Genomic DNA, 15,423 nt, shown 5'->3' on the forward strand with positions numbered 1-15,423 from the left:
TGTCCTTTGAAAGCGCACTAAGTTGCACCACGCATAGGACAGCTTATAGATTCAGGCACTCAGAAAATTCTGTAGCTTTATTCAGAATTTCTGAATTTCCGGCACAGTGGAAAACGAATCCGTCGCCACGGTAATTTCCAAAGCGTCCAAAAAGGCGCGTGCAGCAGGCATCAGCATATGCGATCGCGACGACATGACCGACACTGTTCGCCGTGTGGCAATGTCTACCAATGGCAGAAATGCCAGATCATCCTGCAGTCCGGGTGCCGCCATACGCGGCAATATCGTGATGCCGACCCCTTCGCGCACAAGGCTGAGCAACGACGTGCTGTTTGGCACCCGCAATCGCGATTTGGCCAAAAACGGCGCGAAATCGGGGTCTGTGATAAGGTCGCACAATCCGTTTGCAATCAGCGCATGGTCCCCCATATTGCGCCACGTCAAACGATCCCAATCCTGCACCAACGGATTGTCCTTGCGGCATACCACCCCGAAACTGTCGCTGAACAACGCCCGACGCGTCATGCCTTCTGTGTCGGGCAGTGATCCGATGCCAATATCGGCCCGTTCGTGGAACAATTCTTCTGCAATGGCCGCTGAATCCATATCACGGATTTCCACCTGCACCTGCGGGTGGTCGGCCGTGAAGGCACGGATCACCGGCGGCAAAAGTGTTGTGGCCACCGATGGGGTGACAGCCAAGCGCAGATACCCCAGCTTTGAGCGTGATATGCCTTCGATGACTGTGACAGTGTTTTCAAAATGGCCAACTTCGCGGCGCGCTTCCTCATAGATCAATGCGCCCAGCGCCGTTAGCCGCGACTTGCGGGCGGTTTCAAACAAAGGCGATCCGATGTGGTCTTCGAATTGCTTCAACATCATGGACACTGCAGATGGCGTGCGCCCCAAGGCCTGTGCCGCATCTGACAAACTGCCGTGTTGGGCCACCATCGTAAAACACTTTAGCATTTCCAGCTTAATCGCCAATTTCAGATCCTCTGAAGCCTAATCAACATATTTGTGTTTGCCTTAATCCTTGTCTTGAGTCCATTGATCCTTATTCGCAGTGCATCTGCCCTACCAAAAGGACCTTCCCATGATCGAACGCATTGAAACCGGCACACGCTCTTCCAAGATTGTGAAACACAACGGCGTGGCCTACCTGACCGGCCAAGTGGCAGAAGGCGACACCATTCAGGACCAGACCCGCATCTGTCTGGAAAAAATCGATGCCTTGTTGGCGCAGGCGGGGTCGTCGCGTGAAAACATGTTGCGTGTCACGATCTGGCTGGCAGACATGAGCGACTTTGCGGGGCTAAACGAAGTCTGGAATGCTTGGGTGCCAGAAGGCCACGCGCCCGCACGCGCATGCGGCGAAGCCAAACTGGCACGCGCCGAGCTGAAGGTGGAATTCATCGTGGACGCCGCCTACGACTGATCCCTTCCGAAACACCCGATACGCCGGGGGTCAGTTCCCCCGGCGTTCCGATCGCGCCCAAACGCTAGGGGCTTGCCCCGTCACGCGCAAGAATTCGCGGTTGAAGTTGGACTTGGTGTTGAACCCTGCTGTCAGCATTGCCGATGTCACACTGCCCCCCGCTGCCAGCGCATCGCAGGCCGCCGCCACCCGCCGCGCGTTGATATAGCGTGATACATTTTCGCCCGTGCTGCGATTGATCGCGCCGCTCAGTTGTTTCACAGGCACCCCAAGTTTGCGGGACATCCGGTCCAACGTCAGGTCTGGATCAAGATACAGCTTTTGCTGCGCCACCATCCCGTCAAGTCGCGCCATGATCTGCGCATCTGCTTCCACATCCACCGGAGGCGCCGCAGCAGTGGTGTCCCGTTGTTCAGGCGCCACATGTAGATTGCGCGACAAACTCAAACCCCCAACCAACAACAGATTGCCAGTCACAGAGATGCTGATAATCACAGGTTGCCACGCACCGTAACCTGCCACTTGCGTGACGACGATCAACACGTCGCTTAGGGCCGACGCCATCAATGATGCCCCGATGACCGCCCAGATCACTGATGGCACACCCCCCGCTTCAAGCCGCAAGCGGGGCAAGGCATCGGCCCCTCTGCGCAGGACAATCAAGATTGCAATTCCGTATCCTACAAACAGCGTCGGGATGAGCACATCCAGAACCTGCGGTGCAAACACAAGGCAAAATGCTGCAAAGACAGGCGCAAGGAAATGGACACCATCACGGTGCCACATAAAACGGCGCACAGCCGTTGCTTGGAACGTCACCCACGCCAACGCCGGAATAAGGGCCGCGCCGACAGGTTGCACCATCCGCGCCGGCCCCACCCCGTAATGCTGCGCAAGCGCAATCACCGCCGATTGCATGGCACAGACACCGATCAATGCGGCCAAAAACCCATGCCGCCCTTCTCGCAACACAAGGTTCAGAAACAATACAACCAGCACAAAAGCGCCAAACATGGGGATCGGTAACGTCAGCATAGGGTCTCCTTTACCCGATTGGGTTTAGTCCTAAAACCGGATCTGCGCGTCCTCGAACCGGTTTTAGGACGAAGTATTTTTGCGGCACCGCCATGTCTGGATCATCAAAACCGTGAAACAGGAGCCTTCACAATGACCTATGCATCGACATTGACCGCCTATCTTTTGTCCGCAACAGCCCTTTTGGCCGACCCGGCAGGCTATGCGTTAAAGACCTTTAACACACCACATCAGGATGACCCGATCGAGGGCGCCATCTGGTACCCTGCAACCGCCAAAGGGGCAGCCCAAGTCGTCAACCAGAACCCGGTGTTCTATGGCGTGCCTGTTCAACAGGATGCGGCCCCCGTGTCTGGCCAGCGTCCTACCGTTTTGCTGTCACATGGCATGGGCGGCAATTACAAAAGCCTGACATGGTTGGGTGCGGGCTTGGCCGAACGCGGCGCCATCGTGGTTGCAGTCAACCATCCGGCCAGCAGCACATGGGATTTCGACATCCGCAATGGCATGAACCATTGGACACGGGCCCAAGACCTAAGTGCTGCCCTGGATCAGTTGCTGGCAGACCCCACCATGGGTGATCTGATCGACAAAACGGCGATTATGGCCGCCGGTTTTTCCTATGGCGGTTGGACAGCGCTGTCTTTGGGCGGACTGACAGGCAATGTCGCAGCCTATGCCGCGCATTGCGCCACCTATGGCGCCAAGTCTTCGCATTGCGATGACATCGCCAATGCAGGTGTGTCATTTGCGGATCTGGATGCGGCCCTTTGGGATGCTTCGTACAAAGACCCCCGCGTCAGCATGGTGGCCTCTATTGATCCTGCACTGCATTGGGATCTGGGCGATAGCCATTTGTCGGGGCTGGTCAGCGACGTGCAACTGATTGCGTTGGGAGAGGGCGAAGACCGCTTGTTCGCAACTGACTTTGGCCCCGAAGGCAGCGGATTCGGAGCGCAACTGCCGGATGCCACCCTGCGCACTTTGGCACCTGCCAGCCACTTCATGGCCCTTCCCTTGTGCAAGCCCAAAGGCGCAATGATCCTTGAAGAAGAAAACGATGATCCTGTGTGCACCGACCCCGCAGGCGCGGACCGGGCCGCGGTGCATGCCGCCATAATTGACGGTCTCGCCACGCAGTTGGGTCTGTAAACACAACCCTGAGCGCCCCTCGCAACAGCACGTTGCGCCCGGGGCGCTCTTGACCTTGTGCCTGTGACGTCCCTTATGGAAGGAACACTTTGACGAAAGCCGTGCCCGATGCCCCAAACCCTTCGCCTGCCTTTGACTGGCCTGTCTTGCGCCTCTTGCGTGAAGCGGGCCGAAACAGCATTGGCCGGGGCCGAAGGCGTCACACAGGCGTCTGTAAACCTTGCCACAGAAACAGCAACCGCCACGATCGAAAACCTCGATGCTTTGCCCGCCGCCTTGAACGCGCTGGATCGTGCGGGTTACCCTGCTGCACAAGAAACAGTACGGCTTTCGGTAGACGGAATGCACTGCGCATCCTGCGTGGGGCGCATCGAAAAAACGCTAAAACAGCAGCATGGGGTGCTGTCGGCAACCGCTAATCTTGCCACTGAAACCGCCACCATCGAACTGGTTTCGGGCACAACCACGGGCGCCGATCTGGCGCAGGCCGTCACGCAGGCAGGGTATGCCGCGCGGATGCCGGATGCCCAAGATCATAATCAAGATCAAAAAGCCGACGCTTTGGAAGACCTGCAACGCGTGACCTGGATCTCTGCTGCCCTGACCATCCCTGTTGTGGTGCTGGCGATGGGCGGGCATGTGTTCCCCCCCTTTCACACGTTCATCATGACAAGCATCGGCCATGTCACTGACATGGTCATACAGTTCGTGCTTACCAGCCTTGTGCTTTTATGGCCCGGCGCCCGCTTTTTTGAAAAAGGCGTGCCTGCACTGTTGCGCGGGGCACCAGACATGAACACGCTGGTGGTTTTGGGCACGTCGGCGGCATGGCTATATTCAACACTGGCCCTGTTTGCGCCTTGGCTGTTTCCGGCAGGTGCGGCCGTTGTCTACTTTGAGGCGGCAGCCGTTATCACAACGCTGATCCTGTTGGGGCGCACCTTAGAGGCCCGCGCAAAAGGCCGCACAGGTGCAGCCATCGCAAGGCTTGTCAGCCTACAGCCCAAAACAGCGCGTGTGATGCGTGATGGGCACCTCATCGAAGTCCAGATCGCAAACATCGTGACAGGCGATGCAGTTCACATCAGGCCCGGCGAACGCATCCCCGTAGACGGCACCGTCACCACGGGACAATCTTGGGTCGATGAAAGCATGATCACCGGCGAACCGGTTCCTGTCGAAAAATCGCACGGCCACACGCTTGTCGGCGGCACCGTAAACGGCAGCGGGGCAATGACGTTTGCCGCCACAGCCGTCGGGGACGCCACTGTTTTGGCCCAGATCATCCGTATGGTCGAAGACGCACAGGGTGCAAAGCTGCCGATCCAAGCCACCGTAGACCAAGTTACCGCGGTGTTTGTGCCAATCGTTATGATCGTGGCGGCGTTGACCGTGGCGCTTTGGCTGATCTTCGGACCTGATCCGGGCCTAAGCTACGCTTTGGTTGCGGGGGTTTCGGTCCTGATCATCGCTTGCCCGTGCGCCATGGGTCTTGCCACCCCAACCTCAATTATGGTCGGCACCGGACGGGCCGCAGCGGCGGGTGTTCTGTTTCGCAAAGGTGATGCGTTGCAGGCATTGCAAGACGTGGATCTTGTAGCCTTTGACAAGACAGGCACATTAACGCAAGGCAAGCCCGAAGTGGTCCATTGTTTGCCCGAAGGTCACGACGATGCATTGCGCCTTGTCGCAGCTTTGGAAGCACAGTCAGAACATCCGGTGGCCCAAGCGGTTGTGCGTGCGGCAGAGAACCTTGATTTGGCCGGTGTCCAAGTCACAGACGTCCATGCCGAACCGGGCCACGGCCTGCGTGGCACAGTTGACGGGGCTTTGGTCCATGTCGGGACCGCACGCTTTTTCGAAAATCTGGGCATTTCTTTGGGCGCTTTGGAAACACTTGGGCAGCCTATGGCGCAAAACGGCCACACGGTGTTTTTCGCAGCCATCGATCACACTGCAAAGTTGGTGTTTGGGGTCGCGGACCAGATCAAACCCACGACAACCGCTGCTATCGCGGACCTGCATGCGATGGGCATTAAAACCGCGCTGATCACAGGCGACAGCCACGATGCAGCCCAAGCCGTGGCCCGTGATACAGGCATTTCGATTGTACATGCGCAGACCCTTCCAAAAGACAAATTGAACCATGTCGCGCACTTGCAATCTTCCCATGGCAAAGTTGCGTTTGTAGGCGACGGGATCAACGATGCGCCAGCATTGGCCCATGCCGACGTGGGCTTAGCCATCGGCACCGGCACCGATGTCGCAATCGAGACGGCGGATGTGGTGTTGATGTCGGGCGATCTTATGGGGGTGGTGACTGCAATCAAAATCAGCAAAGCCACTCTGCGCAACATTCGTCAGAACCTGTTTTGGGCTTTCGCATATAATGCCGCCCTTATTCCGGTGGCGGCAGGGCTTTTGTTTCCCTTCTTCGGGGTAATGCTGTCGCCGATGCTGGCCTCGGCGGCCATGGGGGCGTCGTCTGTGTTTGTGCTGACCAACGCCTTACGCCTGCACCGTATGCAGTTTGCGAAGCCCCTGACACCACCCAGCGCACAGGCTTGATTGAAATCCGCAGCCGCGCCATAGTGCGCGGTGTATTTTAAGTTGATTTTAGACCGCCCCATTTTTTGACAAGGATGCCTTATGCGCCGCGCCACCGCACGAAGCCTGATTGCGTTGTCTATTCTGCTGTCTGCTTTGGCTGTTCTGACCATCATATGGACGTGGTCCCAAACCACCCACATTTTGCCCGACAACATGCATACCATTGTCGATGCCACCGCCTTGGAACGCCATATTGCTAAAGACGTGGCCACAGGGGCAACGAAGGCGCAGGCGTCAGCCGCCCGCTACCGTGTACCCACCGGAGTCTTTGTACAATCTGTGGCTTTCGTGTCTTCGACTGATGTGAACCTGACGGGCTATATTTGGCAGAAGTTCCCAAAGGATTTTCCATTCACCCGCAGCTTCGACATTCCCGAAGAAGTCGCTTCAGAGGAAACCGTTATTGAGGAACGCTACCGCGACGAGGTTTTGGTAGACGGCGTACCCCATGATCTGGTCGGGTCATACTTTGACGTCACTGTGCGGCAATCCTTTAACTATGTGCGTTATCCGTTGGACCATTTGACGATTTGGTTGCGGCTTTGGCCGGCTAACGTCGATCACCGTGATGCGGTTCAGTTTGTGCCTGATTTCGACAGCTATTCTGACACGCGCGGCGATGTCTTTGGCTTGGATGGCGATCTGGTGCAGGGTGAATGGTCGATTGAGCGTACATTTTTTAGTTATGCAAGCATTCCCTACGACACGAATTTCGGGCTTAATAAAAAAGACAAAGACGTCGTGCACAGCGAATTCTTCTTTAACCTGTCTGCCGAACGCAAATTCATCAACGCTTTCATCATCAATCTGGTGCCGCTTTTGGTTATCAGCTTGCTTTTGTTTTCGACGCTCATGACCGTTTCAGGAAATCGAGATCAGGCAGAGCGTTTCGGGTTCAATACAACGGGTGTTTTAGGCACGTGTTCGGGCTTGTTCTTTTTGGTGCTGCTTAGTCACATTCAGGTGCGATCCTTGTTTCCCGGATCGGGGCTTGTCTACATCGAATACTTCTATCTGACGCTGTACGGTATGATCTTGTTGGTGGCGCTGAACGGCTACCTGTTTTCGTTGAAACGTCTGGAACACAACGGGGCACTGCATTGGGGTGACAACTTTGTGGCCAAGGTCAGCTTTTGGCCGATCCTGTTGTGGGCGCTCGCGTTCAGCACGATTTATATGCTTTAGCCCAACAGGTTCAGGTCTTGCAGGTCTCGAAGTAGGCGCAATCCTGATCATAATATTCGCGCACCCCGACATAGCGCATGCCAAGACGTTTCATGACGTTTTGCGACGCTTCATTCGGAACATCTGCAACGGCACAGATGTAATCTTGCCCGGCCGCCCCGAACCCAAAGTCCATCGCAGCCTGCCCGGCTTCTGTCGCGTAGCCTTTGCCATGAAACTGCGGCATCAAACGCCAACCGATTTCAAGCGGGTTCGCCTCATCATGGGCCAAATGCTGCAAACAGGCGGCCCCGATCTGGGTATCGGTGTCTTTCAAGAAAACGCTCCACCACCCAAACCCGTGTTTGGCCCACCGTTCTTTTTGGCGCGCGATTGACGCCCGAACGTCGTCACGGCTTTGTTCCGGTCCAAGGTAACGCATGACCTGCGGGTCGGAATTCATGGCAAACAGCGCATCTTCATGGGCGGGCCGGAAGGGTGTCAAAATCAAACGTGTCGTCGCGATTGTCCAGTCAATTTTCATAGCATCCCCCGTTGTCTTACCTGTGTGACAACAGGCCCTAACACTGTTCTCTTCCCAAAGCACGGATTCTCCTGTATGCGCCCGCTATCCGGCGTCCGGACTCTAGCGCCCGAGATATAAGATACGAAGGGTCAGGGGCAATACGGCCCCTATGCAAAGGCCAATGGGCCAACAAGGAAACTTAGATGTTTAACGTTACAACAAAATCCATCCAGTGGGGCGAAGAAACGCTGACACTGGAAACAGGCAAAGTCGCGCGTCAGGCCGACGGTTCTGTCATCGCCACATTGGGCGAGACCTCCGTTATGGCCAACGTCACTTTTGCCAAAAAGCAAAAGCCGGGTCAGGATTTCTTTCCTCTGACTGTGCACTACCAAGAGAGATACTACGCCGCCGGTAAAGTACCGGGTGGCTTCTTCAAGCGCGAAGCGCGCCCATCTGAAAAAGAAACGCTGACGGCCCGTCTGATCGACCGCCCATTGCGTCCTTTGTTTGTCCCCGGCTTCAAAAACGAAGTTCTGGTGATGTGTACTGTTCTGTCCCACGATCTGGTCAACGAGCCTGACATGGTTGCGATGATCGCGGCCTCTGCTGCTTTGACGATCTCTGGTGCGCCATTCATGGGCCCAATCGCCTGTGCACGCGTTGGTTTTGAGGATGGTGAATACATCCTGAACCCAGAAGTCGACGACATGCAGGACCTGCGCCTGAAGCCAGAACAGCGCCTTGATCTGGTTGTTGCGGGTACAAAAGACGCCGTGATGATGGTTGAATCCGAAGCCTACGAACTGTCCGAGGCAGAAATGCTGGGTGCGGTGAAATTTGCCCATGATTCATTCCAGCCTGTGATCGACCTGATTGTTGATCTGGCCGAATCCGCCGCGAAAGAACCGTTTGACTTCACGCCTGCTGACTACTCTGACTTGTCTGCTGCCGTTGCGGCTGCTGGCGAAAAAGACATGCGAGCAGCCTTCGCAATTGGCGACAAACAAGAACGCACAACAGCTGTTGCAGCAGCCCGCGCTGCGATCCTGGAAGCGTTGACCGAAGAGCAGCAAGGCGACGCGAACCTTGGTTCCGCGATGAAAGGCCTTGAGGCCTCCATCCTGCGCGGTGACATCGTGAAAACAGGCAAGCGCATCGACGGTCGTGCGACGGATGAAATCCGCGACATCGTTTGCGAAACCGGCATGTTGCCACGTACGCACGGCTCTGCCTTGTTCACACGTGGTGAAACGCAAGGTTTGGTTGTGACCACATTGGGCACCGGCGACGACGAGCAGTTCATCGACGCGTTGCACGGCAACTTCAAATCCAACTTCCTGCTGCACTATAACTTCCCTCCCTATTCGGTTGGTGAAGCGGGTCGCGTGGGCCCTCCCGGTCGTCGTGAAATCGGTCACGGCAAACTGGCATGGCGCGCGTTGCAGGCGGTTCTGCCAGCGGCGACGGACTTCCCTTACACAGTACGTGTTGTGTCTGAAATCACAGAATCCAACGGCTCGTCCTCCATGGCGTCCGTTTGCGGTGGCTCCTTGTCCATGATGGACGCGGGTGTGCCGTTGAAATCTGCGGTTGCCGGTGTGGCCATGGGCTTGATCATGGAAGACAACGGCGAATACGCCATTCTGTCCGACATCTTGGGCGACGAAGATCACCTTGGCGACATGGACTTCAAAGTGGCAGGTACCGAAAACGGCATCACGTCATTGCAGATGGACATCAAGATCGCAGGCATCACGCCAGAGATCATGGAAAAAGCACTTGAGCAGGCGAAAGCAGGCCGCATGCACATCCTGGGCGAGATGAACAAAGCACTGACAGGTGCAGCCGAGTTCTCAGAGCACGCGCCACGCATCGAGACCATGCAGATCCCAACGGACAAAATCCGTGAAGTGATCGGCTCGGGTGGTAAAGTGATCCGTGAAATCGTTGAAGTGTCGGGCGCCAAAGTCGACATCAACGACGAAGGCATCATTAAGATCGCATCGCCAAACGGTGACTCGATCAAGAAGGCCTACGACATGATCCACTCGATCGTGGCAGAGCCGGAAGAAGGCATGGTTTACACCGGTACAGTCGTCAAAATCGTCGACTTCGGTGCATTCGTGAACTTCTTCGGCAAGCGTGACGGTCTGGTGCACGTGTCCCAAATCGAAAACCGCCGTTTGAACCACCCATCCGACGTCCTCAAAGAGGGCCAGGAAGTGAAAGTCAAACTGCTGGGCTTTGACGATCGCGGCAAGGTCCGTTTGTCCATGAAAGTGGTCGATCAGGAAACCGGCGAAGAAGTGAAAGAAGAGAAGAAAGAAGCGAAAGAGGACTAAGGTCGTTATCTATCGCTGATTTTTTAAAGCCCCGGTGGAAACGCCGGGGCTTTTTGCATTTTGCCAATACAGCTTGCGACGCAATTAATCCCCGAAATGCTCAACTGTGGCTGTGCCTGCATTGCGTAATTCCTTGGCCGTCTCCAACATCAAGGCAGACAGGGATTCAAACTCCTCAGCCATTTTTGCTGTGTCCTCGGAAAACTCGAACCCTTCCAGTTGCGCATCAATGCGTTCGCGCGCCATCCATTTCATATGCCGTGTGTATTCGCTGGCCGCCACGTCTTTGGGATCCACCAGATACAGCTGGTCGAACCGAGAGAAATCCGGAAATTCAATATCCTGCGGCACATAGCCGTTGACCATCGTGATCCGCTCACCCGGGGCCGTCAGCCCTTTGGCGCGGTGCACAACCATGTTGCCTTGTTGAACCACCGCATAGCCCGGTCCGGGCATAGCAGGCGATACGATCTTTTCGGGGTCCAACGGCTTGCCGTCTGCCTTCAGCGCGGCCACCTCTGCCTTGGTGCCTTTGTAATACTGAAACTCGCCCCCTTCGACGGACTTCGGATCTGTGACGAACATCACAAAATCAATGCGCAACGTGTCGACATGCCACTTGTCTACATTTTCACCAACCTCTAGCGGATTGTAGTTCAGATGGCCCAGTTGGTGCGGCAAGGTGTGCGGCAGCAAAGGCGTTCCGCAAATCTTGGAAATGGCGGCGGTCAATTCGGGGGACTGACACAGATCACGCAAAAACTTTGACCGGTACACAGCACCACGTACATTTCGCGCAATCCGCGCGTTGCTTGTCGTGAACTGCTCAAGTTGACGCGCCACGTCCAACAAGCATGCAGCCCCTTCATCGCTGAGCACACGAAAGATAGATGTTACCCCGAATGGCGTCGGACATTCGGCAATTTCTGCGTCCGAATACCCCAAAGCACTCAGCGGGAGGATTTCGTCAGGCATTTCGATCTGGAGGTGACGCTGCGCATCAAACTGCGGCTCGTTTTCCAAGGGCGCAAACCCGTGCGGACGCCCGGTCGGAAAGTCGAGTGGTTTGGCAAGGGCTGTTTGTGTCATGCACGAAATCTCCTGTGTTGATGCGCAAGTGTTCACCAAGCCTGTGCCATTCCCAAGCGGTTTCCCGACATTTTCGGGCCTATTTGTGTCGATATCGGTCATGCGGGTGCTGCCTTCCGCGACGTCCTTGCTAGACCGCTTTAGCAAAGCGGGGCACAGTATCCCGACAAGAAGGAGACGACAGATGTGGAAAACAGTCAAACGTATCGCAGGTGGACTTGCTTTGCTATTTGCAGCCCTTGTCGCGGTTCTTGCGTTCAACACCTACCGCTTCACGCCCGATACGCCGCAAGACGTTGCATCCTTTGATCTGGGCGCCGACACGGATGCTGCGGCGCAAATCCTGTCCGATGCGTTGAAGATCGAAACTGTATCAACCAACATCTTCACTCCTGCATTTCCACAGTTCGTGAACTTTCTGGAAACGTCTTATCCCAAGGTGCATCAGGCCCTTGACCGCGAGGTCCTTTTTGCCAACACGCCGCTGTTCAAGTGGGAAGGAACCAACCCCGACCTAGAGCCCGTTCTATTGGCCGCACATTACGACGTTGTGCCCGTGGCCACAGGATCGTTGGACCGCTGGACCTACCCCCCCTTTGCAGGCACCATTGCGGATGGCTTTGTCTGGGGCCGCGGTACGTTGGACGACAAAGGGGCGGTGATCGCCTTGATGTCTGCCACCGAACACCTGATAGGCACCGGTTTTCAACCAGAACGCACTGTTTATCTTAGCTTTGGCGGCGACGAAGAAGTCGGGGGCAAAGGCGCCCAAGCCGTGGCAGCACATCTGCAAGACCAAAACATACAATTGGAGTGGGCACTGGATGAGGGGTCCTTTGTGCTTGATGATATTATCCCCGGCCTCGATGTGCCTGTGGCCAGCATTAATTTGGCTGAAAAAGGCTATTTAACGGTAAAACTGGTGGCGACATCACCCGGTGGGCATTCCGCATTGCCGCCGCGCATGACGGCCGTAGGGCGAATTGCACGTGCCGTGGACCGCCTGCAAATGGCGCCTGTACCAGGCGGGCTAGACGGCGTCTCGGCAGAGTTCTTCGACGGGTTGGGGCGGCATTTTTCGGTTGAGAAAAAGGTGCTGTTTGCCAACACTTGGTTGTTCAAGCCCGTGCTGGAAGGGGTGCTGTCAGGGGCGGCCTCCACAAACGCGATGTTACGCACCACAACCGCACCTACGATGCTGTCTGGGTCCAACAAGGAAAACGTCCTGCCCGCCGAAGCAACAGCCACAATCAACTTCCGACTGCACCCGCGCGACACGCCTGAAGGTGTCTTGGACTATGTGAAATCAACAATTGATGATGCAGAAATTGAAATTCAATCAGACATCGCACAGGCCAGCCCCGCATCGCCTGTGGCCAGCCTCGACAACCCGGGTTACGGCGATATCGAAACTTCTATCCTATCCGTATTCGGCCCGATTGCTTCTGTTTCGGGCCTCACAATAGCAGCCACAGATGCACGGTACTACGCAAGAGCTGCTGATGCTGCCTATCGCATCAACCCGTTTTTGGTGACATCAGACGACATCGCACGGTTTCACGGTATCGATGAACGCTTGTCGCTCGAAAACCTGAAACACGGCATTAATTTTTACGGTGCACTTCTTAGTAAACAATAGAGACAATTGCTGCGCATTGCAGAAAACAGTATGGCTGCATTATGCAGTCTTTGATCATCCATATGGCCACCGCCCATGCCCGCAAGGCAAATGTAGAAACACTCTGCCAAACGTTACCTGATGCACGTGTTGTAGATGCGGAAAGCGGGGAAGAATGCGTGACGCGACCCGGTGATCTTCACACGCCAAATTATCCTTTTGCCATGAACAAAGGGGAAATCGGATGCACACGAAGTCACCGTAAATGCTGGCAGTGGATTGTAGATCAAGATGTGGAATATGCGCTGATCTGCGAGGATGACCTCAGCATCGACCACGCCATTTGGAAGCAAGCCATGGGGCTTGTGGCGCAACATGCCAATGCGAATAGCTTTATCAGATTACCAGCCAAAGCGCGTGATAAATCCATCAAAAACATCGACACAAACGGCGTAGCGCGATTGTTCGTGCCAAAGACAATAGGGCTGCAAACCGTGTGTCAGGTTGTGGGAAAAAACGCAGCCAAAGCGCTATTAAAAGCAACAGAGGAATTGGACCGGCCTGTGGACACGTTGTTGCAAATGCACTGGGTGCATGGGCAAAAAATCCACACGATCTTCCCCAATGGGGTCAAGGAATTGACGCAGGAACTGGGCGGCTCAACGATCCAAAAGAAAACAATAACGGGACAGAAGCTGTCTCGCGAAATCAAACGGAAATGGTACCGATGGCTGGTCGGATCAAAGCCGCAAGAAGCCTGAAATACGTCTTCCTTTCGCGGCAAATACTTCGGGGGCGCCCGGCACGGGCGGGGGCAGAGCCCCTAAAGCAAGAAAACCCTTGCCAACGCTGCAACGATTGAAAGGTGCCTGACTCAGCGCCATGACGCCACAAACACCCTGTGCAATGACTTGCCCCCGTTTGGGCAAGGTGCGACAGTGTATGCCAAGCGGCCTCACCCCGAGGCAAACACAGATTTTGGGAGACAATCAATGTTGGAAAAACGCGCCTTTTACATCAACGGAGAATGGGTCGAAAGCCAGGGCGGTAAAGATCATCACGTGATTAACCCCTCAACCGAAGAACCATGCGCCACAATCACTTTAGGCACGCAGGCCGATGCCGATGCTGCGGTGGCGGCAGCAAAAGCTGCCTTTCCGGCGTGGATGGCGACACCTGTTGAAGAACGGATCGCAATGGTGTCCAAACTCTGTGACATCTATGCAGAACGCGCAGAAGAGCTGGGCGAAGCCATGAGCCTCGAGATGGGCGCACCGATTTCAATGTCTAAAACCTCGCAAGCAGGCGCAGGATCATGGCATCTGCAAAATTTCATCAAAGCCGCCAAAAACTTTGAATTCAATCGTCCTTTGGGTGACCACGCGCCCGGCGACCGGATCATTTACGAACCTGTCGGTGTCGCCGCCCTCATCACGCCATGGAACTGGCCGATGAACCAAGTCACGCTGAAAGTCGGGGCTGCGGCGATTGCAGGGTGCACGATGGTATTGAAACCATCCGAAGAAAGCCCGCTGAACGCAGTCATCTTCACAGAAATGATGCACGAAGCTGGTTTCCCTGCAGGCGTTTACAACATGATCCAAGGCGATGGCGCAGGCGTGGGAACGGCCCTGTCCGGACACCAGGACGTCGACATGGTCAGCTTCACAGGCTCTACACGCGCAGGCACAGCCATCTCCAAGAACGCAGCAGACACGCTGAAACGTGTGCACTTGGAACTGGGCGGCAAAGGCGCAAACCTGATCTTTGACGATGCGGATGAAAAAGCCGTCAAGCGCGGTGTCTTGCACATGATGAACAACACAGGCCAGTCGTGTAACGCGCCCAGCCGTATGCTTGTGCAGCGCGGCATCTACGATCAAGCCGTTGAAGAAGCCGCCGCTGTGGCAGAGAAAGTCACCGTCGGCCCTGCGTCAGAAGAAGGGCGCCACATCGGTCCCGTCGTGAACGAAGTCCAATGGGGCAAAATCCAGGCGTTGATCGAAAAGGGCATCGAAGAAGGCGCGAAACTGGTCGCGGGTGGTCCAGGTCGCCCCGACGGAATGAACCGCGGCTTTTACGTGCGTCCAACAGTATTCGCAGACGTGAACAACGACATGACGATCGCGCGCGAAGAAATCTTTGGGCCCGTGTTGTCGATCATCCCCTTCGACACCGAAGAGGAAGCGGTGCAAATCGCCAACGACACGCCCTACGGGCTGACAAACTATGTGCAAACACAAGACAGCAACCGCGCCAATCGGTTGGCCACGCAATTGCGGTCCGGCATGGTGGAAATGAACGGCACATCACGTGCTGCGGGATCCCCCTTTGGCGGGATGAAGCAATCGGGCAACGGGCGCGAAGGCGGCGTTTGGGGGTTGGAAGACTTCCTTGAGGTCAAAGCCGTATCCGGTTGGGCCGCTGAGTGACCCTCAGCCTCGTA

At 55.8% G+C, this 15,423-nt stretch carries 12 protein-coding genes; 8 read left to right on the top strand and 4 right to left on the bottom strand.

Annotated features, from left to right (window positions below):
- Nucleotides 1-81: 81 nt before the first annotated feature.
- A complete protein-coding gene (locus ASD8599_RS17975) occupies nucleotides 82-987 on the bottom strand; it encodes a LysR family transcriptional regulator (RefSeq protein WP_108829814.1) in 906 nt (301 codons plus the stop codon).
- 109 nt (nucleotides 988-1,096) lie between these two features.
- Here ASD8599_RS17975 and ASD8599_RS17980 point away from each other — a divergent pair, with 109 nt between their 5' ends.
- The gene (locus ASD8599_RS17980) at nucleotides 1,097-1,438 is read left to right on the top strand and encodes a RidA family protein (protein WP_108829815.1); all 342 of its coding nucleotides are present in this window, start codon (nucleotides 1,097-1,099) and stop codon (nucleotides 1,436-1,438) included.
- Nucleotides 1,439-1,468: 30 nt separating this feature from the next.
- Here the strand turns inward: ASD8599_RS17980 and ASD8599_RS17985 are convergent, their stop codons facing one another.
- A complete protein-coding gene (locus ASD8599_RS17985; protein ID WP_108829816.1) occupies nucleotides 1,469-2,473 on the bottom strand; it encodes a helix-turn-helix domain-containing protein in 1,005 nt (334 codons plus the stop codon).
- A gap of 132 nt (nucleotides 2,474-2,605) precedes the next feature.
- Here ASD8599_RS17985 and ASD8599_RS17990 point away from each other — a divergent pair, with 132 nt between their 5' ends.
- From ASD8599_RS17990 to ASD8599_RS18000, 3 genes are all read left to right on the top strand, one after another.
- Nucleotides 2,606-3,625: an alpha/beta hydrolase family protein gene (locus tag ASD8599_RS17990; RefSeq protein ID WP_108829817.1), complete on the top strand. Its 1,020-nt coding sequence runs from the start codon at nucleotides 2,606-2,608 to the stop codon at nucleotides 3,623-3,625.
- Between the two features lie 108 nt (nucleotides 3,626-3,733).
- Entirely contained in the window at nucleotides 3,734-6,193 is a 2,460-nt protein-coding gene (locus ASD8599_RS17995) for a heavy metal translocating P-type ATPase (RefSeq protein WP_108829818.1), read from the top strand.
- Nucleotides 6,194-6,274: 81 nt separating this feature from the next.
- Nucleotides 6,275-7,420 carry a hypothetical protein gene (locus tag ASD8599_RS18000; RefSeq protein WP_108829819.1) on the top strand — a complete coding sequence of 382 codons (1,146 nt, stop codon included), beginning with the start codon at nucleotides 6,275-6,277 and terminating at the stop codon, nucleotides 7,418-7,420.
- Nucleotides 7,421-7,430: 10 nt separating this feature from the next.
- Here the strand turns inward: ASD8599_RS18000 and ASD8599_RS18005 are convergent, their stop codons facing one another.
- On the bottom strand, nucleotides 7,431-7,943 hold the full coding sequence (locus ASD8599_RS18005) for a GNAT family N-acetyltransferase (protein WP_108829820.1): 513 nt from the start codon (nucleotides 7,941-7,943) through the stop codon (nucleotides 7,431-7,433).
- A gap of 185 nt (nucleotides 7,944-8,128) precedes the next feature.
- Between ASD8599_RS18005 and pnp the strand changes: the two genes are divergently transcribed.
- Nucleotides 8,129-10,270 carry a polyribonucleotide nucleotidyltransferase gene (gene pnp, locus ASD8599_RS18010; protein ID WP_108829821.1) on the top strand — a complete coding sequence of 714 codons (2,142 nt, stop codon included), beginning with the start codon at nucleotides 8,129-8,131 and terminating at the stop codon, nucleotides 10,268-10,270.
- A gap of 84 nt (nucleotides 10,271-10,354) precedes the next feature.
- On the opposite strand, the gene ASD8599_RS18015 is transcribed toward pnp, so the two are convergent.
- Nucleotides 10,355-11,359: a hypothetical protein gene (locus ASD8599_RS18015; RefSeq protein WP_108830265.1), complete on the bottom strand. Its 1,005-nt coding sequence runs from the start codon at nucleotides 11,357-11,359 to the stop codon at nucleotides 10,355-10,357.
- A gap of 184 nt (nucleotides 11,360-11,543) precedes the next feature.
- Between ASD8599_RS18015 and ASD8599_RS18020 the strand changes: the two genes are divergently transcribed.
- From ASD8599_RS18020 to ASD8599_RS18030, 3 genes are all read left to right on the top strand, one after another.
- Complete coding sequence (locus ASD8599_RS18020; RefSeq protein WP_108829822.1) at nucleotides 11,544-12,998, top strand: M20/M25/M40 family metallo-hydrolase; 1,455 nt, start codon at nucleotides 11,544-11,546, stop codon at nucleotides 12,996-12,998.
- A 41-nt stretch (nucleotides 12,999-13,039) separates the two neighbouring features.
- On the top strand, nucleotides 13,040-13,738 hold the full coding sequence (locus ASD8599_RS18025) for a glycosyltransferase family 25 protein (protein ID WP_108829823.1): 699 nt from the start codon (nucleotides 13,040-13,042) through the stop codon (nucleotides 13,736-13,738).
- A gap of 231 nt (nucleotides 13,739-13,969) precedes the next feature.
- A complete protein-coding gene (locus ASD8599_RS18030; protein WP_108829824.1) occupies nucleotides 13,970-15,409 on the top strand; it encodes an aldehyde dehydrogenase family protein in 1,440 nt (479 codons plus the stop codon).
- Nucleotides 15,410-15,423 lie beyond the last annotated feature (14 nt).

This window comes from Ascidiaceihabitans donghaensis (assembly GCF_900302465.1).
GTDB classification, from domain to species: domain Bacteria; phylum Pseudomonadota; class Alphaproteobacteria; order Rhodobacterales; family Rhodobacteraceae; genus Ascidiaceihabitans; species Ascidiaceihabitans donghaensis.

Coding starts and splice junctions, on each gene's coding strand:
- ASD8599_RS18030 (WP_108829824.1), top strand. CDS start 13,970: ATGTTGGAAAAACGCGCCTTTTACATCAACGGAGAATGGGTCGAAAGC.
- ASD8599_RS18015 (WP_108830265.1), bottom strand. CDS start 11,359: ATGACACAAACAGCCCTTGCCAAACCACTCGACTTTCCGACCGGGCGT.
- ASD8599_RS18005 (WP_108829820.1), bottom strand. CDS start 7,943: ATGAAAATTGACTGGACAATCGCGACGACACGTTTGATTTTGACACCC.
- pnp (WP_108829821.1), top strand. CDS start 8,129: ATGTTTAACGTTACAACAAAATCCATCCAGTGGGGCGAAGAAACGCTG.
- ASD8599_RS18000 (WP_108829819.1), top strand. CDS start 6,275: ATGCGCCGCGCCACCGCACGAAGCCTGATTGCGTTGTCTATTCTGCTG.
- ASD8599_RS17985 (WP_108829816.1), bottom strand. CDS start 2,473: ATGCTGACGTTACCGATCCCCATGTTTGGCGCTTTTGTGCTGGTTGTA.
- ASD8599_RS17995 (WP_108829818.1), top strand. CDS start 3,734: ATGCCCCAAACCCTTCGCCTGCCTTTGACTGGCCTGTCTTGCGCCTCT.
- ASD8599_RS18025 (WP_108829823.1), top strand. CDS start 13,040: ATGCAGTCTTTGATCATCCATATGGCCACCGCCCATGCCCGCAAGGCA.
- ASD8599_RS17990 (WP_108829817.1), top strand. CDS start 2,606: ATGACCTATGCATCGACATTGACCGCCTATCTTTTGTCCGCAACAGCC.
- ASD8599_RS17980 (WP_108829815.1), top strand. CDS start 1,097: ATGATCGAACGCATTGAAACCGGCACACGCTCTTCCAAGATTGTGAAA.
- ASD8599_RS18020 (WP_108829822.1), top strand. CDS start 11,544: ATGTGGAAAACAGTCAAACGTATCGCAGGTGGACTTGCTTTGCTATTT.